The 25,687-nt window shown below is 66.5% G+C and carries 24 protein-coding genes; 14 read left to right on the top strand and 10 right to left on the bottom strand.

What is annotated here, in order from left to right; translation table 11 throughout:
- Positions 1 to 296: 296 nt before the first annotated feature.
- Positions 297 to 1,247: a hypothetical protein gene (locus tag ACQP1G_RS22970; RefSeq protein WP_433207962.1), complete on the bottom strand. Its 951-nt coding sequence runs from the start codon at positions 1,245 to 1,247 to the stop codon at positions 297 to 299.
- 577 nt (positions 1,248 to 1,824) lie between these two features.
- Between ACQP1G_RS22970 and ACQP1G_RS22965 the strand changes: the two genes are divergently transcribed.
- Positions 1,825 to 1,959, top strand: a complete 135-nt coding sequence (locus ACQP1G_RS22965; RefSeq protein ID WP_433207959.1) for a hypothetical protein — start codon at positions 1,825 to 1,827, stop codon at positions 1,957 to 1,959.
- 78 nt (positions 1,960 to 2,037) lie between these two features.
- Here the strand turns inward: ACQP1G_RS22965 and ACQP1G_RS22960 are convergent, their stop codons facing one another.
- Positions 2,038 to 2,877 (bottom strand): dienelactone hydrolase family protein, encoded by an 840-nt coding sequence (locus tag ACQP1G_RS22960; protein ID WP_433207956.1) that lies wholly within the window; start codon positions 2,875 to 2,877, stop codon positions 2,038 to 2,040.
- A 74-nt stretch (positions 2,878 to 2,951) separates the two neighbouring features.
- Between ACQP1G_RS22960 and ACQP1G_RS22955 the strand changes: the two genes are divergently transcribed.
- Positions 2,952 to 3,938, top strand: a complete 987-nt coding sequence (locus ACQP1G_RS22955; RefSeq protein WP_433207953.1) for a GlxA family transcriptional regulator — start codon at positions 2,952 to 2,954, stop codon at positions 3,936 to 3,938.
- 67 nt (positions 3,939 to 4,005) lie between these two features.
- Here the strand turns inward: ACQP1G_RS22955 and ACQP1G_RS22950 are convergent, their stop codons facing one another.
- The gene (locus ACQP1G_RS22950) at positions 4,006 to 4,320 is read right to left on the bottom strand and encodes a hypothetical protein (protein WP_433207950.1); all 315 of its coding nucleotides are present in this window, start codon (positions 4,318 to 4,320) and stop codon (positions 4,006 to 4,008) included.
- A gap of 58 nt (positions 4,321 to 4,378) precedes the next feature.
- Positions 4,379 to 5,728: an amidase family protein gene (locus ACQP1G_RS22945; RefSeq protein ID WP_433207947.1), complete on the bottom strand. Its 1,350-nt coding sequence runs from the start codon at positions 5,726 to 5,728 to the stop codon at positions 4,379 to 4,381.
- Between the two features lie 154 nt (positions 5,729 to 5,882).
- On the opposite strand from ACQP1G_RS22945, the gene ACQP1G_RS22940 reads away from it, so the two are divergent.
- Genes ACQP1G_RS22940 through ACQP1G_RS22930 form a run of 3 tightly spaced genes read left to right on the top strand, consistent with a single transcriptional unit; the run spans position 5,883 to position 8,498 of the window.
- A complete protein-coding gene (locus tag ACQP1G_RS22940; protein ID WP_433207944.1) occupies positions 5,883 to 6,524 on the top strand; it encodes a DUF1989 domain-containing protein in 642 nt (213 codons plus the stop codon).
- Entirely contained in the window at positions 6,511 to 7,632 is a 1,122-nt protein-coding gene (locus tag ACQP1G_RS22935) for an NADH:flavin oxidoreductase (protein WP_433207941.1), read from the top strand. Before ACQP1G_RS22940 ends, ACQP1G_RS22935 begins: the two co-directional genes overlap by 14 nt.
- The gene (locus ACQP1G_RS22930) at positions 7,629 to 8,498 is read left to right on the top strand and encodes a polysaccharide deacetylase family protein (protein ID WP_433207938.1); all 870 of its coding nucleotides are present in this window, start codon (positions 7,629 to 7,631) and stop codon (positions 8,496 to 8,498) included. Before ACQP1G_RS22935 ends, ACQP1G_RS22930 begins: the two co-directional genes overlap by 4 nt.
- 96 nt (positions 8,499 to 8,594) lie before the next feature.
- Here the strand turns inward: ACQP1G_RS22930 and ACQP1G_RS22925 are convergent, their stop codons facing one another.
- Positions 8,595 to 10,193 carry a PucR family transcriptional regulator gene (locus ACQP1G_RS22925; protein WP_433207935.1) on the bottom strand — a complete coding sequence of 533 codons (1,599 nt, stop codon included), beginning with the start codon at positions 10,191 to 10,193 and terminating at the stop codon, positions 8,595 to 8,597.
- 107 nt (positions 10,194 to 10,300) lie between these two features.
- Here ACQP1G_RS22925 and ACQP1G_RS22920 point away from each other — a divergent pair, with 107 nt between their 5' ends.
- The 6 genes from ACQP1G_RS22920 to ACQP1G_RS22895 all read left to right on the top strand — a co-directional run bounded on the left by ACQP1G_RS22920 (position 10,301) and on the right by ACQP1G_RS22895 (position 18,347).
- Positions 10,301 to 11,731: a cytosine permease gene (locus ACQP1G_RS22920; protein ID WP_433207932.1), complete on the top strand. Its 1,431-nt coding sequence runs from the start codon at positions 10,301 to 10,303 to the stop codon at positions 11,729 to 11,731.
- 308 nt (positions 11,732 to 12,039) lie between these two features.
- Positions 12,040 to 13,554 (top strand): carboxylesterase/lipase family protein, encoded by a 1,515-nt coding sequence (locus ACQP1G_RS22915; RefSeq protein WP_433207929.1) that lies wholly within the window; start codon positions 12,040 to 12,042, stop codon positions 13,552 to 13,554.
- Between the two features lie 130 nt (positions 13,555 to 13,684).
- Positions 13,685 to 14,332 carry an ABC transporter ATP-binding protein gene (locus ACQP1G_RS22910; protein ID WP_433207926.1) on the top strand — a complete coding sequence of 216 codons (648 nt, stop codon included), beginning with the start codon at positions 13,685 to 13,687 and terminating at the stop codon, positions 14,330 to 14,332.
- Positions 14,329 to 15,105, top strand: coding sequence for an ABC transporter permease (locus ACQP1G_RS22905; protein WP_433207923.1), 777 nt, complete (start codon positions 14,329 to 14,331; stop codon positions 15,103 to 15,105). The genes ACQP1G_RS22910 and ACQP1G_RS22905 overlap by 4 nt, the downstream gene beginning before the upstream one ends.
- Positions 15,106 to 15,189: 84 nt before the next feature.
- Positions 15,190 to 16,398, top strand: a complete 1,209-nt coding sequence (locus ACQP1G_RS22900) for a site-specific integrase (protein WP_433207920.1) — start codon at positions 15,190 to 15,192, stop codon at positions 16,396 to 16,398.
- Positions 16,399 to 16,898: 500 nt separating this feature from the next.
- Entirely contained in the window at positions 16,899 to 18,347 is a 1,449-nt protein-coding gene (locus ACQP1G_RS22895) for an amidase (protein ID WP_433207917.1), read from the top strand.
- Between the two features lie 150 nt (positions 18,348 to 18,497).
- On the opposite strand, the gene ACQP1G_RS22890 is transcribed toward ACQP1G_RS22895, so the two are convergent.
- Complete coding sequence (locus ACQP1G_RS22890; protein WP_433207914.1) at positions 18,498 to 20,048, bottom strand: MFS transporter; 1,551 nt, start codon at positions 20,046 to 20,048, stop codon at positions 18,498 to 18,500.
- 147 nt (positions 20,049 to 20,195) lie between these two features.
- Here ACQP1G_RS22890 and ACQP1G_RS22885 point away from each other — a divergent pair, with 147 nt between their 5' ends.
- Positions 20,196 to 20,564, top strand: a complete 369-nt coding sequence (locus tag ACQP1G_RS22885) for a MarR family winged helix-turn-helix transcriptional regulator (protein ID WP_433207911.1) — start codon at positions 20,196 to 20,198, stop codon at positions 20,562 to 20,564.
- A gap of 5 nt (positions 20,565 to 20,569) precedes the next feature.
- Here ACQP1G_RS22885 and ACQP1G_RS22880 read toward each other — a convergent pair whose 3' ends face one another.
- Entirely contained in the window at positions 20,570 to 20,908 is a 339-nt protein-coding gene (locus ACQP1G_RS22880) for a hypothetical protein (protein ID WP_433207909.1), read from the bottom strand.
- A 236-nt stretch (positions 20,909 to 21,144) separates the two neighbouring features.
- On the opposite strand from ACQP1G_RS22880, the gene ACQP1G_RS22875 reads away from it, so the two are divergent.
- Positions 21,145 to 21,840 carry a lysophospholipid acyltransferase family protein gene (locus ACQP1G_RS22875; protein WP_433207906.1) on the top strand — a complete coding sequence of 232 codons (696 nt, stop codon included), beginning with the start codon at positions 21,145 to 21,147 and terminating at the stop codon, positions 21,838 to 21,840.
- Between the two features lie 70 nt (positions 21,841 to 21,910).
- Here ACQP1G_RS22875 and ACQP1G_RS22870 read toward each other — a convergent pair whose 3' ends face one another.
- Together ACQP1G_RS22870 and ACQP1G_RS22865 are read right to left on the bottom strand one after the other, a co-directional pair.
- Positions 21,911 to 22,480 carry a TetR/AcrR family transcriptional regulator gene (locus ACQP1G_RS22870; RefSeq protein WP_433207903.1) on the bottom strand — a complete coding sequence of 190 codons (570 nt, stop codon included), beginning with the start codon at positions 22,478 to 22,480 and terminating at the stop codon, positions 21,911 to 21,913.
- A complete protein-coding gene (locus ACQP1G_RS22865; RefSeq protein ID WP_433207900.1) occupies positions 22,473 to 23,324 on the bottom strand; it encodes an alpha/beta fold hydrolase in 852 nt (283 codons plus the stop codon). The genes ACQP1G_RS22870 and ACQP1G_RS22865 overlap by 8 nt, the downstream gene beginning before the upstream one ends.
- Positions 23,325 to 23,875: 551 nt before the next feature.
- On the opposite strand from ACQP1G_RS22865, the gene ACQP1G_RS22860 reads away from it, so the two are divergent.
- Positions 23,876 to 24,238, top strand: a complete 363-nt coding sequence (locus tag ACQP1G_RS22860; RefSeq protein WP_433207897.1) for a DUF402 domain-containing protein — start codon at positions 23,876 to 23,878, stop codon at positions 24,236 to 24,238.
- Positions 24,239 to 24,245: 7 nt separating this feature from the next.
- On the opposite strand, the gene ACQP1G_RS22855 is transcribed toward ACQP1G_RS22860, so the two are convergent.
- A complete protein-coding gene (locus ACQP1G_RS22855) occupies positions 24,246 to 25,643 on the bottom strand; it encodes an amidase (protein WP_433207894.1) in 1,398 nt (465 codons plus the stop codon).
- Positions 25,644 to 25,687: the final 44 nt, after the last annotated feature.

Below are 25,687 nucleotides of genomic sequence, written 5' to 3'. Positions count from 1 at the left end.
CGCTCACTGGGAACCACCCGCTATACCCCTTCAGGTATCCACGAGGTCGGATTGCGATTTCGGGACGGTCGACCAAGCATCGCACGGTTCGTATGCTGGTCCGTCAGGCCCACCAGAAGCCCAGCTCAGGCCGGGCTTTGTGCTTTCCGGCCCTACTTCGCGTCGGCCGATCTTCCAACTGATTCACCACTGAGTTGTTCGACGCGTCCCGGTCGGTCCCACTGCTGACCTCCCTGCGGACAGCCATTTCAGGAGACCGCTGTCGTCGTCGAAACCAAAGGATGTATCGCCCTCCGCTATCCCGGAGCGGCATCGGATACCGATCCCCTTCGGCGCTCGCGAGATTCGGCAACCAAATGGTCCAGCTGGCGTTCGGCGCGCTCTGCCCGTGCCAATGTCTGCGCCCTGGCATCGTCGAGTGCAGCCAGTCGTTCGGCCGCTTCGCGCCGCGCCTGCTCGAGTGCCGCCGCCGACTCGGCGCGCACCGCCGAGATGTCCGCACTCGCCGCGCGGCGAACATCGGCAAGCTCACCGCGCGTCCGATCCAGTTCCTCCCGCACTCGCTTCAACTCCTCGCGGGACTCCGCGACAACCTGATTGCGCTCGGCGGCAGCCTGTTCGGCTCGTTCGATGGCACGTTCGGCATCCGCGGCGCGCTGCACCGCCAGGTCGCGTTCGGCGCCGGCCGCGGTGATCTGCTGGGCGGATTCGCGCCGGATCTGCTCGATCTCGGCGGCCGCTTTCCGCCGCGCCAACTCGACATCCTCGGTTGCCTGCTGCCGCGCACGTTCCATATCGTCGGCGGCCTCGCGACGGATAGTGCGAATCTCGGACTCAGCCTCGCTGCGTGCCGCGAACACATCGTCGGCGGCCTGTTTGGTCACCCGCTCGACCTCACGCATCGCATCCGCCCGCGCCGCATCCGCCTCGGCGACCAAGGATTCCGCATGCTCGGCCGCGCTCGCCGCATCGTCGGCGGCCGATTCCGCGGCAGCCCGAGCCTCGTGCGCCTCTCGGCGCGCCTGCTCGGCCCCGACCGTCGCGACCTCCGCCTCGGCGATCCGCCGCGCCGCATCCGCCTGTGCGGCCTGTACCTGCGCCTCGGCGATGGACGGATCGGCCAGCGTGGACAGTTCGGCCACCGCCGCGGTAAGTGTGTTGCCCAATTGATCGGCCAGCCCACGGAATTGGGTGAGCAACTCATCGGCGCGCAACCGAGCCACCGTCACCGGCCCCTGTTGCGTCACCGTGACAGTGCCTGCGGGAGCTTCCGACTCCTGTTGCTGCCGTTGCCGTTCCCGCCATGCCCGCCATCGCGTGTGGTCCGGATGATCACAGTATTCCGAGGGCCGCCCAGGCCCTCCTCCGCGGGTAATCGGTCGGGCGCACCCTGGGTAGCTACAAACGTTGGACACCACAGAATCGTAGCGTTGATTTCGTCGTATCCAACGTATTCACACGAAACGAAATCCGTGTCGCCCCAGAGGTTTCCCCTACGTGGCGATCCAGCCTGACCGCCGATAAGTGAACATTATCGGCGGTCAGACTGCATCACGTCATCGCATATCTCCTCTCGGAGTTACGTTTACGTTTGGTTTGTGACAACGCAACGTATTGCCAACGGAACGCGCCAAAACTGGGTACCTCCGACCGTGTCAGGTCTCAGCGGCGCTGGCGGTTCTGTCATGTACGTGACGGGACAGCGGCGGGGTGCCCATCTCGAGCCACAACTATCGACGAACCGACTTCGCCCGGGAATCCTGAAGCTGGCCCCAGCCCCAAAGCAGCTTCGCGCTCAGGGTGATTCGTCTACTGTTGCCGGGCGTGCGTCAGGAGTGGTCGACCGAGAATTTGATCGGGTCGTGGACGCTGGTCGGTGAAGACTGGCGGCTGGTGGGCAATAAGTCGGGCGCGACCCGTCTCGGCTTCAGCCTGTTATGGACACACGCCTGGACCTGAGCCGAGAACGTGTTGCGGGCTAGAGAATTCCTGTACGTCGGAAGTGGCCGCGAAGCTGGACCAGCAGTGGACGCTACGTCACTGCAACGGGACGTCCGCAGTCAGCCGGTCGACGAGAAAGGCGAGGATCTCGTCGCGGGCCGCGGTGGTCGGCTCCCCCGCCGTATCGACCAGATGCGCGGTGACCACACTGTGCGGGCAGCCGACGATCTGCGAGAAAAACGGCGGCGGAGAGGGATTCGCCGCGTCGGCGGGCAGCACTCGCGGCTCGAAACGCGGACCCAGCGCTGCGGCGTAGGCGGCGAAACGCTGCGCGGTGCAGAAGCGGTCGCCCTCGAAGCGATAGGCGCGCACCACGAGATCATCGCGATCGAGTCGCTCCCGCACGGCCGCGAGCTCACCGGGCGAAATCTCCAGTCCGCCAGGCTCATCCAGTGGCAGCGACGGCTGGCACAGCACCGGCGCCAGCATCGCGGGCTCGAGCATCATGGTGAGCGCGAAATTCCCGGTGAAGCACATACCCAGCGCGCCGACGCCGAGACCGCCGCATTCGCGATGGGCCAGGGCTGCCAGCGCACGCAGCCACACCGCGACCGGGCTGGACTTGCCCGCGCCGAAGGCCCGGAATTCCGCGCTGACACAGGCTCGCTTGAAGACTTCCACGCCGGCCTCTGCCTCCGGATAGGCGCCGTCGCGGCCGAACAGTGACGGCAGGTAGACGGTGAGCCCAGCGTCGCGCACCCAGCGGGCGAAGCGAGCCACATCGGGGCTGATGCCGGGCATTTCCGCCATGACGATGACCGCCGGTCCGATGCCGCTGACGTACACCGTGCGGGCTACTCCGTCGAGCGTGATCGACCGGGGTGCGAAATCGGCGAGGTCGTCGTCGAGAGAATCCTGCGGGAGAGATTGCTGCACACCCCAAACCCTGCCGCAGCAGGTCAGCACACCGCCATTGGCAAGATCGCCACTCTTCGGTCTAATCTCGCCACATGATTACCCACCTCGCGCTGGACGGTGTGCTCGAAGGTGCACTCGGCCTCGGTATCGACATCGTCGACACGGCAGCCGGGATCGCCGGTGACACGACGGGCGGGCGGCTGCGGCAGCGCGTCGCATCACTCGATGGGTTGCCGGTCCGATCCAGCGGTGGGCGGCTGATCAGCGTCGATACCGAAACCCCGCTCGGCGCGGCGGAGTTCGAACCCGGCGATATTCTGGTGCTGCCGGGGCCGTCCGCGTCCAGCGAAGCGCGTGTCGAGGAACTGCTGACCCGACCCCAGACCATGCAGGCCGTCGAAATCATCCGGCGTGCCGCTGATTCCGGCGCTACGGTAGCTACCTCCTGCTCGGCTGTCTTCGTGCTCGCGGCCTCGGGGCTGCTGTCGGGCCGGGCCGCCACCACTACCTGGTGGCTGGCGCCGCTGTTGGCCCGCCGTTTCCCCGATGTCACCGTGCACTCCGATCGCATGGTGGTCGACAGCGGCGCAATACTCACCGCCGGTGCGGCTTTCGCCCACACAGATCTGCTGCTGGCGCTGGTCGCCCGCCTCGGCGGCGGTGCGCTGGCCGAGCAGGTGGCTCACTACCTCGTGCTCGATGCCCGCATGTCGCAGTCGCGCTACATGGTGCTCGAGCATCTACGGGCCACCGACCCTGTGCTGCGCGCCGTGCAACAGCACGTGCACGCCAATCTGCACCGGCAACTATCGCTGGACGAATTGGCCAGTGTCGCAGCGGTTTCTCCGCGCACTCTGACCCGCCGCATCCGCGACCGTGTCGGCGTCTCACCCACCCAGTACGTTCATCGCCTCCGGGTCGGGCAGGCGGCCACCCTACTCACGACCACGCGCGAACCCGTCGACGTGATCGCGGGCGCGGTGGGTTACGCCGATCCGGCGGCCTTCCGGCGCATCTACCGCAGGCACACCGGCGAGACACCGACCGCCACCCGCACCCGCGCGGCCGAATCGACCTAATAGGAGTGCCGTTAGCGGTCGCGTCACCTGGTTCATGAAGCCCTGTTCAGCCAGGTAGCCACCGCGATCACTGTTCTTGTTCGGTCGCCAACGTGAGGTAGCGGTGCAGTGATGTCTTCGGGATGCCGGTCTTGCTCGTGATTTCACCGAGGCTGTTTCCTTGTTCGCGGAGCAGCCGGGCATAGTCGATCTTGCCGTCGGGCCAGGCAGGGGGTCGGCCGATGTGGCGGCCCTTGGATTCGGCGACGCTGCGGGCGTGGGCGGCGCGTTCGGCGGTGAAGGTGCGTTCCATCTCCGCGAACAGGGCGAGCAGCAGCAACGCGATGCGGGCCATGCCTTCGTCGGCGGTGTTGATCGGGATGAGGTTAGGGGATGGGCACACCGTTGGTGGCAATGTCGCGTGGTCGTGCCAGTTCAGGTCGGGTCGTAGTTGCTGTCGGTCAGCGATGGCGGGCCGGGCCGGGCGCGATCGCCATGACACGCTGAGCCTGGGCGAGCAGAGCGTTGTCGAATCCCGATGGCAGCGAAAGCAGCAGTCCAGCACCGGGACCGGACCCCGAAATCGTTGCGGGGAGCGTGATTCCGCAGGCGCCGAGGTAGCTGAGCACCATGGTGGTGCGCAGGGCGGTGGCGTTGGCGCTGTCGTAGCGGGCCGGGTCCGATCGAAGGTCCGACAGGCTCGGCGGCGAATGGCGCACGGTGGGGCACAGCAGGGTTGCGTCGTCGAGTTCGGCGGCGAACTCGGTGCGCAGTCCGGACATCGCCGCGTAGACGGGAGCGATGGAATCCGCTGTGCGCGCATTGCTCTCGAGTCTGCGTCGGGTGGCGGGCTCGATCGGCATCGTAGAATCGAGGCGGTGGCGATGCAGGCGGAAGGCTTCCGCGCCGACGATGGTGCCGTTGCGGTCCATCAATTCCTGGGCGGTGGCCAGCGATGACAGGTGGCGGACGCGAATATCGGCTCCGGTGGAACGCAATTCGGCGATGATGGCGGCGAAATCGGCAGCGATCTCGGGTGCGGCGTCCTCGGTCCATTCGCCGGCGGGGATAACGAATCGCGGTGGCAGCGAACGTCGACCAGTGCTGGCCGGAGCGAGAACGCGGTCGAGCGCGATGATGTCGTCCACAGTGGTCGCGAAGGCACCGATACTGTCGAGTGTCTCGGACAGCGGCGCGAAGTCCTGCGGGCCGTAGCGTCGCGGGCTGGCCCGATATCCGACGATCCCGCAGTAGGCGGCGGGCACGCGTACGGAGCCAGAGGTGTCGGTGCCGACCGCGAGCGGGACGATGCCGCGGGCCACGGCGACCGCGGATCCCGACGAGGAGCCGCCCGGGACCAGTTCCGGGTCGAGAGGGTTTGTCGGTGTCCCGAAACAGAGATTGATCCCGAGGCCCGAGAAGGCGAATTCGCTGAGATTTGTCTTGCCGATGGTGACCAGTCCGCTGTCGTGGGCCCGCCGGACGAGATGACTGTCCACGGTGGCGGCTTCGTCGTGCAGATGACTGGCCGAGCCTCGAGTCGTGACGGTGCCCTGGATGTCGAATACGTCCTTCCACGCGATGGGGACCCCATCGAGCGGGCTGCGGCGGGCGCGGCGCAGGCGGCGGCGATCGCTGGCGCCGGCCTGGTAACTGGCACGCTCGCTGGTGACGGTGGTCATGATTGCGGCCGAATCCGGTCGCCGGGCACGGTCGATGGCGGCGGCGACCAGCTGCGTCGACGTCGTTTGGCCCTGCGTGAGAGCGTCGGCCATCGAGGTGGCGGTGGTCATCGAGGTGGCGGTGGTCATGGTGGGTACTCCCATTGGCCGGGTGCGGAACGATTCCTTAGCACGCTATCGACATGCATTCCCGCTAGGATGTGTGCAAATATCCATCAGATCCTCCCAGGACTGTGTATTCACCCATTGTCCAAGGTTGCTGCCATTCGGTTGACTGAGTGGCATGACAGCGTTGAGCTACCCGGAGCCAGTGACCGTACCGGCCAGGCAGGCCCGGTCGGTGACCTTGCGCAAAGGCGAGCGATTACGGATCACCGACGTCGCAGGCGGCCAGGTGGGCGATGTGTTCGCCTACAACGCCCACGACATCACCGAACACCACAGCGCCTCGCATACCCGCACCGATATCAGCCGGCTGTTTCCCGCGCTCGGCGAATCCTTCGTGACCGACCGCCGTCGCCCCATCCTCACCTATCTGGCTGATACTTCACCGGGTGCGCACGACATGCTGATCGCCGCCTGCGATCCGGAACGCTATGCGGCATACGGTGATACGGACCACGCCAATTGCGCGGACAATCTGCGACAGGCCATGGCCGAGCTGGGGCACCGACCGCTGCGGTTCATTCCGCAGCCGATAAACGTCTTCATGCGCATACCGGTCGCGCCGGACCAGAGCCTGTCCTGGCTCGAAGCCGCCACCGCACCCGGGGACGCGATCACATTCCGCGCCGAAATGGACTGCCTCGTAGTCGTTTCGGCCTGCCCGCAGGACCAGAACGTCATCAACGGTGCCGAACCGACACCGCTGGCCCTGACCATCCTTCCCCCGTTGACCGAGGAGACCACCGATGACAGCCACTGAACTGGCCCACCCGGCGCTCGAGCCGTTCGGGCTCGACACCCTGAAGCTGCGCAACCGATTCGCCGTCGCACCGATGACGCGTGTTTCGGCAGAGCCGGACGGCACCCCCACCGCGCAGATGGCCGCGTACTACCGCGACTACGCGGTGGGCGGATTCGGGCTGATCATCACCGAGGGCGTCTACCCGGATACCGCCCACAGCCAGGGCTATTTCAACCAGCCCGGCCTGGTCACCGAGCGGCATATCGCCGGATGGCGCGGGGTGGTGGACGCCGTGCACGCGGCCGGAGCTCCGATCGTCGCGCAGTTGATGCACGCCGGGGCCATTTCGCAGGGCAATGCCTATGGCTTCGAGACCATCGGACCGTCGGCCGTCCAGCCGCGCGGGCAGATGATGGCCGACTACGGCGGAGTCGGCGGGCCGTGGAACGCGCCCCGGGAAATGACCGCGAGCGATATCGACGATGTCGTGGCGGGTTTCGTCGCGGCGGCTGAGAACGCCCGGAAGGCAGGTTTCGACGGGGTCGAGATTCATGGGGCCAACGGTTATCTGCTCGACCAGTTCCTCACCGACTACACCAATCAGCGCACCGACGAGTACGGCGGTCCGGTGGAAAACCGTATCCGCCTGACCGCGCGTGTGTTGCGGGCAATGCGGGACGCGCTCGGCGACTTCCTCATCGGGGTCCGGCTCTCGCAGACCAAGGTCAACGACTTCACCTACCGCTGGCCCGGCGCGGAAGCCGATGCGCAGGTCATCTTCGCGACCCTGGCCGAGGCCGACTACCTGCACATCGCCAGCGAGGGCCGGAATTTCATCGAGACCGCGCGATTCCCCGGTGGCGCGACCGTCACCCAGCTGGCCCGCGAGGTGTCCGGCCGCCCGGTCATCGCCAATGGTGGAATGCACGCCCTCCCCCAGGCCGCCGATGTGCTGACCGGCGGACATGCCGATGTGCTTTCGCTGGGTACGGGTGCACTCGCGAATCCGGACCTGCCGCGCCGGGTGGAGACCGGGGCCGAACTCCCCGCGTTCGATCATGAGATGCTCCATCCTATGGCCACCTTGGACTCTGCCGCGGCATGGCGCATGCGAACCGGCAAATGAGCGATCGGAACTGGACCCGCGGCGCGGCCGCTGTGGCGACACTGACCTTCGACGTCGACGCGGAGACGCCGATTCTCGCGGAGGGACGCCGCTACGCCGACCATCCGATGGTGATGTCGCACCAGTCGTACGGACCGGATGTGGGTGTGCCGCGGATCCTCGATCTGCTCGACGAAATGGCCATTCCCGCAACGTTCTTCGTGCCCGGCTGGGTAGCGGAGCACCGTCCGGGTCTGGCCGCATCGATCATCGATCGCGGGCACGAGGTCGCGCACCACTCCTACAGTCACCGGCCGCCCACCTCGCTGCCGGCCGGTGGCGAACGCGCCGATTTCGAACGCGCACTGGATGTCTTCGCGGCACAGGGCATCGACATCGCCGGGCATCGCGCGGCGATGTGGAGCGCCAGTCTCGAAACCCTCGGTTTGGTCGCGGAATACGGTCTGTCCTACGACTCATCGCTGATGGGTGACGACCGGCCGTATCTCGTGGACAGTGCGCACGGGCCGGTGGCGGAGCTGCCGGTGCACTGGTCGCTCGACGACTGGGAGCAGTATGCGTATCTGCCCGAACCGCGCATCGGGTCGCTCATCGAATCGCCGGTCAAGGTCGAGCAGATGTGGCGCGCCGAACTCGACGGTATGCGCCACTACGGCTGCCTGTTCAACGTGTGCATGCACCCGTTCCTCACCGGGCGACCTGGCCGGATCATGGCCTTGCGCAACCTCATCGCCTACGCCCTGGAGTGCGGTGACGTTACCTTCGCCCGCTGCCGCGATGTGGCGGCCTGGGCGCGAGCGGATGCGCGGACTCCGGCCCGCCCACTGCCGGTCTACGACGTGGATCCGGCCGTCTATCCGAGCTGAGCTCGCGCGTCACGACGCTTCGGTGACCGAATTGCCGTGCGCCCCGGTCACCGGCTACGGCGCATGGCCGCCGGACCGCCGTCCGCTACGGCGCAGTCACCGCACTGCCGTATGTGGTGTGGTGACCGGCCCGACGGTATCGGCCGCCAAGGCGAGGAACAGGTCCACGGTGTCCTCCAGGCGGTTGACGTTGCGGCCGGTCAGCTCGGTGATCCGGGCCATGCGGTTGCGCAGGGTATTGACGTGTACGTGCAGGGCGGTCGCCGTGACCGCCCACTGGCCGTCATTGGCAAGGAAGTTTCGCAGGGTGTGCTCGAGTTCGGTGTGGGCGCGGGTGTCGTGGTCGCGGATGATGCCGAGCACCTGATCCGAGAACCGTTGCAGCACTTGCTCATCGAGCAGGCCCAGCAGCATACGGAAGGTGGCGATATCGGCGAAGGTGGCGGTGTCCGCGCCGTCCTGCACGCGTAGGACCTGGCAGACCTCTCGGGCGCGCACCAGTGGTTCCCGCAGCGCACCGGCGTCGGCGGCGATTTCGCCGAGCCCGATGACGATCCGACCGGTCATCGCGCGTCTGCTGAGTTCCGAGGACAGATCGCGGGCGAACCGCGCCAACTCCGCAGCGGTGCGCTCCCAGGGGCAGATGGCCACCACATCGTGGCTGCCCGCCGCGGTGCACACGGATATGCCGTGGGCGGCGAAGTACGCGCCAACGGCATGGGCGATGTCATCGGGCGGGGTGTCATCGTTGCCGGCTGCGGCGACGGGTGCGAGCGCGAACACGCCCAGCGGCCGATCCGATGGCACCCCATAAGCGCGCAAACGCCGGCTCACCTCGGCGCTGCGACGCGGCCCGGACAGGATCATCTCCAGCAGCTCGGCGGCAAACCGAGCCTCGATGGCATGCACCGCTTGCTGTTTGGTGACCTCGAGGCTCAGGAAACGCGCGGCCTGGGCCAACGCCTCCCGGTCGGTGGCGGTGAGTTTCGTAGCCGGTTCCAGGCAGTACAGCCCGGCGTCGATCTCCCCCATCGCACCCTCGATGAGATAGAGCGCCGATCGTCCGGTGTCCAGCAGATCGACCTCGATCGGCGGTGGCGTGCGATTGAGCGCGGCGGACGCGAGCCGTACCTGCTCATCGGTCGGTTCGCACCCGATACTGGCCAGGCAGCGGCCTTTTCGGTCGACGACCAGCAGCGGCAATTCCGTTTCGCCGCGCAGGATCTCGAGCACTCCGGCCGCGCCGCCGCCGCGCGAAAGGGCCGTGGCCAGGGCATCCCCTCGCTGGACGGTCGCGGTCAACTCCGCCTGCAGCACCTCGTTCTGGATCCGGGCGGCGGCCCGGGTGAGCGCGGCGAACGGCACCCCGATACACAGTTCGATCAGCGGCAGCCCACGCAAAAGGCACAGTGCGACGAGTTCTTCCGGCAGTGCTGGGGTCTGCGCCGTCAGTCCGAACACCAGCCCGACCGCACCCGACCGCGCAACGGCGTCCACGAACTGATCCACCGGGACGTGCGAGAGCCACAGGCCGTTGGTCAGCACTAGTTCGCCGGGCCGGACGTACCGCGACGGGTCGGGCAGTTCGGTGGTGTGCAGCCAGCGGATCTCCGCCGCCAGCGATTCGGTGAGTTCCGGCGTCACTACACGCAGCCCGAGAGCAGGATCGGCGATGAGTCGGCTAATGGTCAACACCTAGTGAAATATATATAGGCCACCGCAGTTTTGTGTATGAATGCACATCCCTATCTGGAGAGGAGCCGTGTTGATATGAGGTAGATCACTAACGAAAGAAGAAAGTCATGTCATCCCCGCAACCTCCCGGCAGCGCGAGCATCGCAGCCGAGGCCACCGCCCTCGACGACACCGGCGTCCGGTTCGACGATCACGGTGTGCTGCCCATTCCCGATCAGGAACGCGATTGTTCACCGTGGGAACTGTTCTGGGTCTGGTGCGGCGCGAATATCGCACCCATCAACTGGGTGCTCGGCGCACTCGGAATCACCCTCGGGCTCAGCCTGTTCGAAACCTTGATTGTCGTCATTGTCGGCAATCTGTTCGGCTGCGCGGTATTCGGCGTGTTCAATGTCATCGGCCAGCGCACCGCCGTCAATCAGATGGTGCTCGGGCGCTCGGCCTTCGGGATCACCGGGGCCGTGCTGCCCGCCGTCGTACAAGGTCTGTTGACCATGGCATGGGTCGGGGTGAACACCTGGGTTGTGCTCGATCTCGTGCTGGCCGTGCTCGACCAGCTCGGCGTCAGAGGTGGAATGGAGCTGAAAGTTATTGTGGCGGCCGCCATTATGGCTGTTCAGCTTGCCATCGCACTGTACGGGTTCTATGCGATCCGCACCTTCGAGAAGTACACCGTGCCGCTCACCATCGCGGTCATGATGGTGATGACGGTCGTGGCACTCGGCCGCACACATCTGGACTGGACCGTCTCCGCGGCCGACTCACCCGGCGCGAAGCTCACCGCGATAACGCAACTCGTCACGGCCATCGGTGTCGGCTGGGGCCTGACCTGGATTCCCTACGCCGCGGACTACAGCCGCTTCGCCCGCCCGAAGTTGCGCGCCCGAACCGTTTTCTGGGCGTCGGCGGCCGGAATGTATCTGCCCACCGTGTGGCTGGCGGCACTCGGCGCGTGCCTGGCGAGCGCGGGCGGCGGCTCCGACCCGTCCACCCTCGTCGTCGGCGCTTTCGGAGTGCTCGCAGTGCCCGTGCTGTTGCTGATCATGCACGGCCCGATAGCCACCAACATCCTCAACCTGTACTCGTGTTCGCTGGCGGCATTGACCATCGGCATCCGTATCGCACGGTGGAAGATCACGCTGTTCGCGGGCGTGGTCGCCGCCATGGTCTTGGCCGTATTCATCAACTCGTCGAGTTTCGCGCACGCCTTCGACAACTGGATGGTGTCGATTTTGATGTGGATCAGCCCGTGGATGTCGATCCTGCTCGTCGACTACTTCCTGGTGCGTCGCCACTCCTTCTCGGTGCCCGAGCTCTACCGCGATGCCGCCACTTCGGTATACGGCAAGTTCAACATTCGCGGGCTGATCAGCCTCGTCGCCGGTCTGCTCGCCGGCTGGTCCTGGCAGTATGGCGTGGTTTCCGCCATGCAGGGTCCAGTGGCGAAGGCATTGGGCAATACCGACTTCTCATGGCTGGCCGGCAGCCTCGTCGCCGGTGGCCTCTACGCCATCCTGACCGCCGCCCGCCGCCGGTAAGCTCGCCGCTCGATCCCGCCAACTCGCTGCCGCGGGAACTCGGCGACGCCGGCACGCAGCGTGCTCCAGGAGAGCGGCGTGCCGATTGTCTGAGCGAGGATGTACTGGCGCTGAATACTGTTGAGAGTCAAGGCGATCCAGAGGCGATGGCGCAGACTGACGGGTTCGTTGTGGTCGTGGCCGCGGGTGCGGTTGCGCGGCGGGCCAGGTGACAGTCACTGCCGTGGGGTGACCATCACCGGGTCACCCCACCAGACCTTCGCTCCGATGCGGTCAATGACCTACCAAGGGAAAGTGAGTGCCCCCGAGTGAGTATCGAATCCGAAATCCGCACGACCGCCGGAGTCGTGCGTGGCAGGTGGGAGAACGCCGTCGCGGTCTTCCGGGGTATCCCCTACGCCGAGCCACCGTTCGGCTCCCGTCGATTCGGTGCCCCCGTTCCGGTACAGCGGTGGGATGGCATCCGCGATGCGCTGGAGTTCGGTCCACTGGTTCCCCAAGCGGGCCATACAGGCTCGGTGATGTCGTCGGTGTCCGGCCGCCTCGGTGACGGTTCCGCCGACTGTTTGACCCTCAACGTCTGGTCACCGGACCTCGGTGCTGCTGGTCTGCCGGTGATGGTGTGGATCCAGGGCGGCACGTACCTCGAGAACAACACTGGTAACCCACATTGCGACGGTGCGACGCTCGCCCGGTCCGGTGTGGTGGTGGTCAGCATGAACTATCGCGTCGGCGCCGACGGCTTCGCCCGCATCGCCGGAGCCCCGGACAACCGCGGCATTCTCGACCAGATCGCCGCACTGCGGTGGGTCCAGGACAATATCGTGGCGTTCGGCGGTGATCCAGCCAATGTCACGGTTTTCGGCCAGTCCGCCGGCGGAGCGTGCATTGCCGCCCTGCTCGTTATGCCGATGGCAGCCGAACTGTTTCGTCGTGCGATAAGTCAGAGCATGCCGGGCACCTACTTCTCTGTACGGCTCGCCACCGCGATATCCGCAACGATCACCACACAACTCGGTGTCCAGGCGACCGTGGGCGATCTGGCGAGTGTCCCACCACGTGCACTGACCGACGCGACGGACGCGGTGATCGGCAAGATGGCGGAATTCGTCGAATCCTGGGGGCCCATGGCACTCACACCCACACCGTTCTCACCCGTCGTCGACGGCGATGTCCTGCCATGCGCACCATGGCGGGCGCTCGCGGACGGCGCCGCACGCGACATCGACCTGCTCATCGGCCACACCCGTGACGAATACCGGCTCTACACGTCCCGGCCCGGCGGTGAACCGACCGAGGCGCGTATGACCGCAGCATTCGACCACCTCGCACCCGGTACAGATGGCAATGCGCTCTACCGCACCGCCTATCCGGACGCGACCCCCGGGCAACGATATGAGCTTCTCAACAGCGACTGGCTGTTTCGGATGCCCAGCCTGCACCTCGCCGATGCCGCACACGCTGGCGGCGGACCCGTCCGGCTCTACGAGCTGGCCTGGAGCTTCAACTCCGAACAGGGCGCCTCGCACTGTCTCGACTTCCTGCTCATTTTCGGCACCCTCAGCCCCGACGAAGTGCGCGCCCACCGCTCCGCCCACCCGAACGCCGCGAACGAAATCACCCAGGTCGGCCATCACATGCGCACCGACTGGGTGAGCTTCGCGACAAGCGGCAAACCCGACTGGGCACCTTACGATCCACAGACACGAACCACCCGCGTCTACAATGCCGAACCAACCACCCAGCCCTACCCCGAAGAACGCTCGCGCCGCATCTGGTCCATGCACCAATTCGACACACTGGACCTACTTCATACCGAGTAACGAGTGTCAGGTCGGCCGCGGGCGGTGAATCGTTACCCCTCGCCCCTCGCCCCTCGCCCCTCGCCCCTCGCCCCTCGGCTCGGACCCGCCCGACTGGGCAGCATTTCCGCCGATAGGGAAGGGTGGGACGGTGCCGAACATCAGTCTGGATCGGGTCAGTGCAAGCCACGGGGCCGCGCCCATACTCACCGATATCACCGTGGCGTTCCCCGGCGGGCGGTGTGCGGCGGTGGTCGGCCCCAGCGGCACCGGGAAGACCACGCTACTGCGGCTACTCAACCGGCTCGACGAACCGAGCGGCGGCCGGATCCTGCTCGATGACGTCCCGATCACGCAATTCAACGCGCCAGACCTGCGCCGTCGCATCGGGCTGGTGCCGCAGCGACCGATGTTGCTCACCGAAACCGTCGCCGACGAGATCCGCGTCGGCCGTGCCGATCTCGCCGCCGATCGCCTCGATACGCTGCTCGCCCGGGTGGGCTTGCCGGACTTTCGCGATCGGCGTTGCCTCGAACTGTCCGGTGGCCAGGCGCAGCGAGTGTGCCTGGCGCGGGCCCTCGCCGTGGAACCGGAGGTGTTGTTACTCGACGAACCGACCTCGGCCCTGGACGCGGAATCCGCCGCGGCGGTCGGCACTCTCATTCGCGAGCACACCGCGGGCGGTGGCGGTGTCATCCTGGTCAGCCACGACACCGCCTTCGTAACCGACGTCGCCGAGGACATCTGGACTCTGCAGCACGGGCAGCTGTCCCCCAGCGATGAACGGAACCCTCAGTGACAGAACAGCTTTCCATACCCGGTTGGCCGGGTGTCGCGACCTCGCTCGTGCTCGTCGCGGTGGCCGCCGCGATCGCGTACCGCCAGCAACTGCACCTGACCCGCGAACTGCTCATCGCCGCCACCCGCGCCGCGGCGCAGTTGGTCGCCGTCGGTGCCATTCTGCTGATCCTGTTCCGGCACACCGGATTACCCGGCGCACTCGGGTGGGTTGTGCTCATGATCGTGATCGCCGGACAGGTGGCGGGCCGCCGCGGCAAGGGTCTGCCCCGATCACGCCGGGCCGCCACCATCGGCGTCGGCACCGGATCTGCCATTACGCTCGGCGCACTCATCCTGCTCGAGGTGATCTCCACTCAGGCCCGCGTCGTCGTCCCGGTCGGCGGCATGATCGTTTCGGCCTCGATGCAGGCCACCGGTATCGCACTACGGCGACTCCACGAGGATGCCCGCACTGCGCGCCCCGCCATCGAAGCCCGCCTGTGCCTCGGCCTTTCGGCGCGCGAGGCATTCCTGCCGCACCGCCGATCCGCGCTGCGCACCGCCCTGATTCCGACGATCGACGCGACCAAGGTCGTCGGCCTGATCAGCCTGCCCGGCGCCATGACCGGACTCATCCTCGCCGGTGTCGACCCACTGACCGCCATTCGCTACCAGATCGTGGTGATGTACATGCTGCTCGCGGCCACCGCCCTCGCCGCGCTCACCGCCGCCCGCGTCGCCGAGTCCTACCTGTTCGACGACGCCCACCGGCTGCGACCGCTCTCGGACTGACGCGTGTCGCGACCCCAGGGGAATCGCGGGAGAACGCATAGGCTTTGGTTGTCAGACGCTGGGCCGGCAGATGGGAGCGAGTGGGTGGGCGATGCGGTGGTCGCAGTGCCGGAGTCGGTGCGCACGGAGTTACGGCGTGGGGTGCGCAGTGTGCTGGTCGATGCTGTCGCGCTGCGGTTGGTGCGCGAGCGGTTCGATGACGAGCAGGCCGGGGCGTTGCGGCGTTATCTGGAGGCGTCGCAGTCGGCGAATACGTTGCGGGCGTATCGAACCGATTGGATCGCGTGGCAAGGCTGGTGTGCGGCGGAAGGTCGCCAAGCGCTGCCCGCGGATCCGCTCGATGTCGCGGTGTACCTGGCCGCGGCGGCGGATGCGTTGCGTCACAGTGACGATGGGTCGGGGCGGTGGGCGTTCAGCGCGGCCACCCTCGAACGCAAATCGGCCGCTATCGCGGCCGTGCACGCCGCCAACGGATTACTATCGCCCACCCGTTCCGATGTGGTTCGCCTGACCTTGCGTGGCATCCGCCGGACCCGCCGCACGCAGCCCAAGCGCAAGCGCCCGGTGCTGCTGCACACCCTCGAACAATTGCTCGCGGGACTGCCGGAACCACGATGGCCGACCGAACCCGCGCGACGCCGCGACGCCTTGGCGTTGCTGGTCGGATTCGCGGGGGCGTTGCGCCGCAGCGAACTTGCCGGGTTGCGGATCGCGGATGTGCGCGTCGATATCGACCACGGCACGGGGGAGCCGCTGCTGCTGGTGCAACTCCCGACCACCAAAACCGATCCCACCGGCATCGCCGAACAGCGCGTCGCGCTCCCCCGCGGCCAGCGTCCACACACCTGCCCGGTCTGTGCGTTCGCCGACTGGATCCAGCTGCTCGAAGTTCACCGTAGCGGTGGCGATGTGCGCGCCTGGCTCGATGACACACCCGCGACGTCACCGCAGATCCACCGCTGCCACGGCTATCAGGGCAGCGCACTCGCCGAAAACACCACGCTCCCACTGTTTCCGACCATCACCCGCCACGGCGGCATCGGCACCGAACCCATGTCCGGCCGCGCCGTCGCCGAGCTCGTCAAACGCTACGCCGCCCGCGCCGGACTGGATCCGGACCTGTTCTCCGGACACTCATTACGCGCCGGATTCGCCACCCAGGCCGCACTCGGCGGCGCGAGTGACCGCGAAATCATGCGCCAGGGCCGCTGGTCCAACCCGCGCACCGTGCACAACTACATCCGCACCGCAAACCCCTTGGAAGACAACGCCGTCACCAAACTGGGCCTGTAGGTCAGCAACTAGGATGAATTGCATTAAGTGCAACACTGCACATTCTCGCGATGAAGGCTGCGACGCAGGTTGAGAGCAATTGCCACCCTAGCGTGTCGCCGCGAAAATCACGCCCTACCTGGATGATTCCAGCGTTCCGCAACTACTTCACCAGTTTTGGGAATGAATTGCAATTTCCGGCCGTGCACGGGGTCCACCTGCCTCGTGGGCACGTCTCCTGAATTCCGGGCCGGCACCGTTCTCGCCGCACGTCGCCATGACCAGCGGCCGGTCGGACAGTCTGCGGCCGGAGCGGAACACGGTAGCCATTGTGACATCCGTCCCGTTGTGCGAAACGGCATTTCATGGCCTGCGCCAATCGATTCGGCTCTGCCGACACCATGACCTGGGATATGACACAACGAGTGCGTTAATTTGAACTGAAGGTCACCCGTTCGACTTTCCCGTTTGCGCGAAGCTGCATTTTATGTCCGCTGCGGCAGACCGATACCGTCCAATTCATGGAGTGGAGTTTTCTTGCGGCCGAAGAGCTCGCGGCCGCATTGCGTGCCGGTGAAGTGACCTCGGTGGAACTGACCGATGAGGCGATCGCCCGTATCGAACGCGACGACAAAGCGATCAACGCGATCTGTGTGCCAGATTTCGACCGTGCACGAGCCGCCGCACGCGAAGCCGACCAGGCGCGCGCTCGCGGCGAAGACGGGCCGCTGCTCGGTATTCCGGTGACGGTCAAGGAGTCCTACAACATGGCCGGGCTGCCCACGACCTGGGGCATGCCGCAGCACGCGAACTACGTACCGGCCGAGGACGCGGTACAGGTGTCGCGGTTGAAGGCGGCCGGCGCGGTGCTGCTCGGTAAGACCAATGTGCCGTTGATGCTGCGAGATATTCAGAGCTTCAACGAGATCTACGGCACCACCAACAATCCGTGGGATCACGGCCGCACGTCGGGTGGATCCTCCGGCGGTTCGGCGGCGGCCTTGGCGGCCGGATTCGGCGCGCTGTCCATCGGCTCCGACCTCGCCGGTTCGCTGCGCACCCCCGCGCATTTCTGCGGTGTCTACGCGCACAAGCCGACACTCGGGCTGGCGCCGACCCGCGGCATGGTCGCGCCGCCCGCGCCGGCCTTGCCGATCGACCTCGACCTCGCCGTCGTCGGTCCGATGGCGCGCACTGCCCGCGACCTCGCGCTGCTGCTCGACGTGATGGCCGGACCGGACCCGCTGACCCACGGCGTCGCCTACGACGTCGCACTGCCGCCCGCGCGCCACGAGCGGCTGTCGGACTTCCGGGTCCTGATCATCGAGGACCATCCGCTCATTGCGACCGGATCGGCGGTGCGGGCGGGCGTGAACCGGGTCGCCGAGGCGCTCGTCGACGAGGGCGCCCGCGTCGAACGGCGCAGTCCGCTGCTGCCCGATCCGACCGAAGCGGCGACGCTCTACATGCTGCTGATGCTGTCGAACGCCGCCACGAGTCTTTCTGTCGACGTGTACGAACAGCTGCGGACCCACGCCGCCGCCTTGAGCGCGGGCGACCGGAGTCTCGATGCGGCGCGGCTGCGCGCCATGGTGCTCAGCCACCGCGACTGGGTCGAGGCGAACAACCGTCGCGAACTGCACCGCCACGGCTGGCGGCAGCTCTTCGCCGAAGTCGATGCCGTGGTGTGCCCCATCACGCCCACTCCCGCCTTCCCGCACGACCACAACGGAGGTCTGGAGGACCGGCGCATCGACATCGACGGCGTCGAGTACCCGTACTTCGACCAGCTCGTCTGGGCCGGTGTCGCCACCATGCCCGGCCTGCCTGCCACCGCTATACCCGCGGGCCGGTCCCCTGAGGGGATGCCGGTGGGAGTGCAGCTCATCGGTCCGATGTTCGAGGACCGCACCCCGCTGCGGCTGGCCGAATTACTCGAGCAGAAGATCGGCGGCTTCCAGGCACCGTAGTGCGCGCACCGAATCAGACCAGTGCGTCGGCGTCGGTGCCCCGGCCGCCGCCAGGCCTGCGCACTCGAGTTCAAGAGGCCACTCTGGTGACGACACCGGCGAGCCCTCTTGCACCGAGCCAGGACCGAAAACTGCACGATTCCAATACCGCTACGGTGCGGCCGGCTCCAGGACGGGCTCTGGCATCACGGACTTTCTGGTGGGACGCAAGGCGATCCACAGCACGGCTGCCGCGCCGAGTGCGATCAGCATGGTCCAGACCGTGCCGACGTGCATGGCGTGGATGAATGCGTCATCGGCGGCATCGGCCAGGGCGGGCCGATCGATCGCGGTCGCCGCATGGCGTGCCTGTTCGGCGGAGATCCGTGCCGTGTCCTGTATCGGGCCGGGCAGATCGTGCAGGGCGGCGTCGATCCCACGCCGATAGGCGATCGACATGATCGTGCCGCCTACCGCGATCCCGAGCACGCTGCCGGTTTGTCGCACGGTGTTGGTGACGGCCGATCCGGCACCGGCTCGTTCCAGCGCCAGGGTGTTCATCAGCGCCGCCGTCACCGGGCCGATCACCATGCCGATCGAGAGGCCTTGGACCGCAAGTACGATCTCGTTCCAGATCAGGGGGGTGTGCAGCCCGAAGAATCCGAAGCTGCCCATGGCCAGTCCCGCCACGGTCAGCGCCGTGGTGGTGACGGGTCGCAGCGACCAGCGGTGTACCAGGCGGATCCCGAGCGGGCCGCCGATGATCACGCCCAGTGCCGCTGGGGAGCTGGCCAATCCCGCCTGCAGCGGCGAGAAGCCGCGTGCGCCTTGCAGATAGAACGCGCTGTAGAAACCGGCGGCGGTCATGGCGAACAGCAGCAATCCCAGTGCCGCGTTGCCGCCTCCGAACATGCGCTGGGCGAGCAGTCGGGGATCGAAACTCGGCTGCCGGGTACGCAATTCGATGAGCACGAAAGCGGTCAGCAGGGCAAGTCCCCCGATGATCGGCGCCCACACGTCGGTGCGGCTCCAGGTGGCCACCTGCCCCGCGCGGATCAGTCCATAGGCCAAGGTGGCGAGCCCGCTGATCGACAGCAGCAATCCGGTCGGGTCGAGCGGACGCGGGGTGGGGCTGCGGAAGTTCGGAACCAGCACGGCGATTCCGATCAACGCCACCGCCACGACCGGGATATTGACGAGAAAGATCGAGCCCCACCAGTAATGGCCGAGCAGCACTCCGGCGAGCAGCGGCCCCGCGGCGATGCCGACACCGGCTGATGCCGAGGAAATACCGATCGCGGTGGCCCGCGCGGGGCCGGTGAAGGTCCACATGAGGATGGCCATGGCGGCGGGCATGATCAGCGCGCTACCAACTCCCATCGCGGCCCGCGCCGCAATCAGTTGGCCCGCGTCGCTGGCGTATGCGGCGGCGATCGAGGAGCCGCCGAAGACGGCCATGCCCGTCGCCAGCACGGTTCGGTGACCGAAGCGGTCGCCCAATGCGCCTGCGGTGAACATCAGGGTGGCGAAGACCAAGGTGTAGGAGCCGGTGGCCCATTGCAGTTGGGCGGGTGTCGCACCGAGTCCGCGGAGCGGGTCGGCCAGAGTCTCGAAGGCGGTGCTGAGGATGGTGTTGTCCAGCCAGATCAGCAGCGAGGACGACAGGAGTACGGCGAGGATCAATCGCTGCCTGGACTTCGGCAGCGTCGGAGACGTGGTCATGGGAACCTTCGCTATGATTGGCAGGAACCTGACGATTGTGCGCAATCGTCAGGAACCTGTCAATCTCGGAGGAAGGGCTGGGCGTTGGGCTCCTACCGCAACGAGGTCGGATCACTGACCTTTATGGTCCGCACGGTCTGGCTTCATATGCGCGCGGCAATTGGCGAGGAGCTCAAGGCTTTTGGTCTTTCGACCTCGCAATATGCCACCCTGATGATGACCGAGGCGCATCCCGGAATGTCGGTCGCCGAGATCGCCCGCGCGGTCGCCAGCTCCCGTCAGGCGGCCAACGAAATGCTCGGTGGCCTCGAATCCGAAGGCCTGATCGAGCGCCGCCCGAACCCGACCGACCGGCGCACCCACCAGATCCACATCACCGAATCCGGCCGCAGCCGCTTGGCCGAGGCCAGCATCGCCGTCAATCGCCGCGAAGCCGAACTGGAATCGGCATTCACCCCCGAACAACAGAAAACGATCCGCGACTGGCTCGACGGCATCTCCGACGCCTGCCGCTGACCCGATCAGCCGCCACCGCCACAACCTCCACCACCACAGCCTCCGCCGCCGCAACTGCCACCACCGCCACAGCCGGAGTCGCCGCCTCCTGAATCGCCACCGCCGCAACCGCCGCCGTTGATATAAGCGCCCAGGCCAGCGCCGCTCGCGGCGGCTCCGCCGCGAGCGCGGGCGCGACCGCTGGCGGTCCACCGTTCGGCGCGACGGCGCTGGCGGAGGAAACGCACGACCGCGACTGCGGCGAATGCGGCGGCGATCACGAACGCCACGATGGCGGCGATCGGATAGAACTGGACCAGCACGGCTCCCGCGAGTACAAAGACCACGGCCGTCATGACCAACATCAAGACCTCCCCCACGGATACTCTCTGCGATCAGAATACCCGGCACCACCGACAATTTCGGCTACCCGAGTGCCCGTGCGCGGGAAGTGCGTGTCCACCCGATACCCGCGCCAGGGCGGGGCACAAGGCCGTGCACCAGCAGGTATCCAACCGGACGGAGATTGTCGGGCCCATGCCATAGTCTGGCTACGACAGGCCGACGTGATGGGCGCGGCACAACACGGGGGGCAGCAAATATGGCAGACGATCCGTCATCGCCCGATCCTCGACGTGGTCGGCGTCGTCCGGTCGGGTTGGGTAAGCGTGCGTGGCTCACGACCAAGGTGGTGCGCCGCTTGCTGCGGTTCATCGCCTGGTCGCGGTTCGTTCGTGTGACCGTGGTGAACCGCGAGGTCGTTCCGGCCAGCGGGCCGGTGTTGGTGGCCAGCAATCACATTTCGATGCTCGACGCGGTATTCCTGTGGGGCGCATTGCGGCGGCGCGCGATGGCGGTGGCCATGGCGGAGTTGTGGTCGTGGCCGGTGGTGGGCTGGTTGGTGCGGCGGCTCGGGCATGTGCCCGTGGTTCGACGCGACGCCGAATCCGGGCAGCAGGCCCTCGAGCACGCCGAATGGATCCTGCGCCACGGCGGCGTCATGCTCATCTATCCCGAGGGTCGATGCCTGCCGTCGGGCGAATCCGAACCGTACAAGCCGGGCGTCGCGAAACTCGCTCTGGCAACCGGTGTTCCGATCATTCCGGTCGCCACCACCGGCACCGACAATGTCCTGCCGCTACGCACCCAGCGCGGCGAACACCCCGGCTTCGACCGCTCCCATCCGGTCACCATCCGCTTCGGCACTCCGATCGACCCCAGCGACTTCGACTCCCCCGAAGAACTCCTCGCCCACCTGCGCATCCACATCGAATCCCTGCGCGCCGAATCAGCCTGATCCACAGCCGATTCCGGACCGCAGGCGCGGGCCGCCCACGTGTTCACGCAGAGCTCGCACCGGGAGTCGCCTACCGACCGGCACGCAATCCGCGATCGATGAAGTCGATCATCCACTCGAAGCTGACCTCCGGGTCACCGGTCCACTGGAATCCACCGGAGGCCTGCAGGGAGGCGAACCCGTGGAACGCGCAGCGCAGTGCACGCAGTGCGTGGTCCATCTCGGCCTCGGGGATGTGGTATCCGCGCAGTACCGCCGCCATCGAATCCAGCAGGCGGACACTGGGTTCCAGCAACGGATCATCATCGGTGCCGATGAATTCGGCGCCGATGGTGGCGGTATACCGGCCGGGGTGCGCCATCACGTAGGCGCGGAATGCGCAGGCGAAGGCCGCCAAAGCGTCGGCGCCGGAGAGTCCGTGCATGGCATCGCGGATCTGGCGGTCGAGTTCGGTCAAGGCCAAGACGGCGATACCCCGTTGCACGTCGGCCAGGTTGGCGACGTGTTTGTAGAGCGACGGTGTTCGAACCCCCAGCTTGTCGGCCAGCGGCGCCATTGCGAGATTGCCGTAGCCGACGTCGTCGGCGAGCTCCGCGCCCGCCCGAACGACGTCGGCCTTGGTGAGCCCGGCTCTAGGCACGAGCATGCTCCCGAAGGAAGGCCAAGGCGAGTTCGGCGACCCGCTCGGGCGCGTCCGCGTGTGGGTAATGCCCGGAGCCCTCGGACAATTCGACACTGCCCAGACCCGCGGGCATGAGCGCCACGATGGCATCGCCTTCGGCCTCGGGGTTCGGGAAGTCGGGGTCGGCGGTACCCATGATGATCAGCGCGGGCACGCTGAGGTTGGGCAGTTGCGCTTCGGCATCGGCCGGAGTGGACTTGCCGGTCTTCAGGAACTCCGCGAACCGGCCGGGTGCACGCAGTTGCTCGGTCAGCTCTGCCATGTACTGGTCGTAGTCGGCGGGCTTGATCGGGTAGGCGACATTCAGGTAGCTCATCCACAGCCCAAGGCTCTTGAAGATCATCGCGCCCAGCAGCCGAGTCATACCGCTGCGGTAGCGCGCGACGGTGAATACCGCACCCACGTCGAACTGCTGAGTCTTGGTGAACGGGTTGAGTTCGATGATGCCGCTGACGAGTTCGGGAGATTGCGCGGCCGCGATGGTGGCGGCACCACCGGAGATGGAGTGGCCGATGATGACCGCGGGCCCGCCGAGGTGGCGAATAAGGGCGAGCAGGTCACCCGCGACATCGGTGCGGGAGATGGCCTCGCTGCCGTCGTGGGACGTCCAGTTCATGCTGGATTCCCCGTGCCCGCGCAGGTCGGCCGACGCGACCCGAAAGCCCGCCGCGATCAGCTTCGGCGCCAAATGCCGATACGCCTGCCGCCGGTCACCGATCCCGTGCGACAGAACTACCAGCGGGCCACTGCCAGCCACTTCGTAGGCGATCTGTCCACCGTCGATGGTCAGGTACTCGGTCATGTCGAACTCCCAATGCGTCACTGGCTAATGTTGATAGCCGTAAAGCTAATCGGATTAGCCATAGGTGTCAAGCGGTGTTCCGGGTCTTTCCGAGAGGCAAGTCCGGATGTCGACTTGGGAATCCCCCTCCGACACCTCGCGTGGCTGTTCACGATCATCGAGTTCGCTCCGCGGATGACCACGGCGAGCGAGTAGAGCCAACCGGGCCTATCCGAGAACCTCACGGGCAGTTCGTATCTCGAGAACGACGACGACGTCCGGAGCTACGATGAGTCGTATCGAACCATCCACCACATCGCGCCCCTAGGTGAATCCTGACGTGACGCCCTTCCCCACAGGTCGAACGATCCTTGTTCGAGACATGATCTACGGCAGGTCGTTCACCGAATGGCCACAGCAGGTCATCGAGGACGGCGGCAACGAACTGCGGGTACTGCTGACACCCGGCACGGTCGGCCTCGGCCCGGCACTGTGGATCAGGTCGATGCGCGAGAACGACCCCGCGGCCCGTGGACAGCTGCTCGAGGCCTATGCCCGCCGGGGAATGGGAGATGGCGACCTGGACCTGGCAGCGCACCACCCGGCTGGCCATCATGTACGCCGACCGCTACTTCGCCATCGCGCCGATGTGGAACGAGCGCGGCGAATTCCTGTGCTGGTATGTCAACTTCCAGCTGCCGTTCATGAGGACCGCAGAGGGTGTCGATACCAGCGACCTGCATATCGACCTCGTCGTCGAACCCGATCTGACCTACCACTGGAAGGACGAAGACGAGTACGCGCTCGCCATCGGACTGGGACTGGTGCCCGAGGCCTGGCAGCGCCAGATCACGACCGCGCGCGAACAGGCGGTGGCGATGATCGAGCGTCGCGACGGCCCCTTCGGCGAGGAGTGGCTCACGATTCCCGCTTAGCCCGAGCTCAGTCCTGGATGCGGCACCAGGGACGTTCGGCTTCCAGCGCGAAGGCGACTTCCAGCAGTGTGCGTTCGTCGCCGTGGGCGGCCGAGAATTGCATGCCGATCGGGAGGCCATCGCTCGAGGTGCCCATGGGGAGCGAAATCGCCGGTGTGCCTGCGACATTGTTGAACGGGGTGAACGCGACCCAGGAGATCAGACGCGTGAAGAGTTCGTCGAATGGGACGGTCGGGTTCAGATAGCCCAGTTGCGGGGTGGTGTGCACCAGGACCGGTGACAGCACCAATTCGTTGTCACGGGTGATCTCGTCGTAGGCGTGTCGCACCTGCGATAGGCGGTAGAGGATGGCCGGAGTGCGCAGTATCGACTTCCGATACAGCGCACCGAGTCCGCGGGTGAACTCATCGAGTCCGCTCGGCCGGAACCGTGGATCGACTGCCAACTTCCCGCCCACCGTGATCAGGAACGCCAAGAGCCCCCAGTAGACGGTGAAGTCGTCGACGAAGCGCCGCCCGACCGGCGGTGCGACCGGCCGCACCTCATGCCCCAGCTTCTCCAGCACGGCGATGGTGTCATCGAGGACCGCGCGGGTCTGCGGGCAGGTTTCGGTGCCGGTGACGGAATCGGCGATCACCCCGATGCGCAGCCGCCGACGCGCCGGACCTTCCACCAAACCGACCGGCGGCAGCTTCGGATTGCGCCAATAGCGTTCGGCGGCAGCGAAATACGTCGCCGTATCACGAACAGATCGAGTGAGAACACCTTCGGACACCAGATTGATCGGCATCGACCGCGCCTGCGGCCCGTCGATATGCCGCCCGCGACTCGGCTTCAAACCGACCACGCCGCAGCACGCGGCGGGAATGCGGATCGACCCGCCGCCGTCGTTACCGTGCGCGATCGGCACCACACCCGCGGCAACCAACGCGGCCGCACCACCCGAGGATGCGCCCGCCGAATACTCGGTATGCCACGGATTACGCGTCGGTTCGGCGACGGCGAACTCGGTGCTCGCGTTCAAACCGAACTCCGGCAGCCGACTCTTGCCCAGCACCGTCATCCCGGTACTCAGTAGCTGTTTCGTATACGGCCCGTCCTTCGCGCACGGCCGCGCGACGAACGCGGCGGTGCCATGGTTGGTCGGCAGTCCGCGCACATCGGTGTTGTCCTTGACATAGGTCGGCACACCGAACAGCGGTGCATCGACATCGCCCGAGATCAACCCGGTGGTCTCGATCACGACGGCGCGCAACGTCGGATCCACCTGCGCCGCCCGCGCCCGCGCCGCCGCGGCGACCTCCGCCGCGCTGACCGCACCACGACGCACCAGATCCGCGATGGCCACCGCGTCGTGGTCAGCGAGCACATCATCAGTGAAGGCATGGAATCGCTGTGTCGACATATCCGGATTCTGCGCGCTCCCACACCGACAATGTGCCGTTTTGA

The organism is Nocardia sp. CA-107356 (genome assembly GCF_050946365.1).
Classification (GTDB): domain Bacteria; phylum Actinomycetota; class Actinomycetes; order Mycobacteriales; family Mycobacteriaceae; genus Nocardia.
Note: the sequence above shows the minus strand (reverse complement) of the source record. Positions and strands in the feature narration are given on the sequence as shown.

Excerpts from the sequence above, each read along its gene's own strand:
- ACQP1G_RS22935 (WP_433207941.1), top strand. The coding sequence starts at position 6,511 with ATGACAGCCACTGAACTGGCCCACCCGGCGCTCGAGCCGTTCGGGCTC.
- ACQP1G_RS22855 (WP_433207894.1), bottom strand. The coding sequence starts at position 25,643 with ATGTCGACACAGCGATTCCATGCCTTCACTGATGATGTGCTCGCTGAC.
- ACQP1G_RS22955 (WP_433207953.1), top strand. The coding sequence starts at position 2,952 with ATGATTACCCACCTCGCGCTGGACGGTGTGCTCGAAGGTGCACTCGGC.
- ACQP1G_RS22885 (WP_433207911.1), top strand. The coding sequence starts at position 20,196 with ATGCGCGCGGCAATTGGCGAGGAGCTCAAGGCTTTTGGTCTTTCGACC.
- ACQP1G_RS22930 (WP_433207938.1), top strand. The coding sequence starts at position 7,629 with ATGAGCGATCGGAACTGGACCCGCGGCGCGGCCGCTGTGGCGACACTG.
- ACQP1G_RS22865 (WP_433207900.1), bottom strand. The coding sequence starts at position 23,324 with ATGACCGAGTACCTGACCATCGACGGTGGACAGATCGCCTACGAAGTG.
- ACQP1G_RS22890 (WP_433207914.1), bottom strand. The coding sequence starts at position 20,048 with ATGACCACGTCTCCGACGCTGCCGAAGTCCAGGCAGCGATTGATCCTC.
- ACQP1G_RS22875 (WP_433207906.1), top strand. The coding sequence starts at position 21,145 with ATGGCAGACGATCCGTCATCGCCCGATCCTCGACGTGGTCGGCGTCGT.
- ACQP1G_RS22920 (WP_433207932.1), top strand. The coding sequence starts at position 10,301 with ATGTCATCCCCGCAACCTCCCGGCAGCGCGAGCATCGCAGCCGAGGCC.
- ACQP1G_RS22945 (WP_433207947.1), bottom strand. The coding sequence starts at position 5,728 with ATGACCACCGCCACCTCGATGACCACCGCCACCTCGATGGCCGACGCT.
- ACQP1G_RS22940 (WP_433207944.1), top strand. The coding sequence starts at position 5,883 with ATGACAGCGTTGAGCTACCCGGAGCCAGTGACCGTACCGGCCAGGCAG.
- ACQP1G_RS22880 (WP_433207909.1), bottom strand. The coding sequence starts at position 20,908 with ATGTTGGTCATGACGGCCGTGGTCTTTGTACTCGCGGGAGCCGTGCTG.
- ACQP1G_RS22895 (WP_433207917.1), top strand. The coding sequence starts at position 16,899 with ATGGAGTGGAGTTTTCTTGCGGCCGAAGAGCTCGCGGCCGCATTGCGT.
- ACQP1G_RS22860 (WP_433207897.1), top strand. The coding sequence starts at position 23,876 with ATGGCGACCTGGACCTGGCAGCGCACCACCCGGCTGGCCATCATGTAC.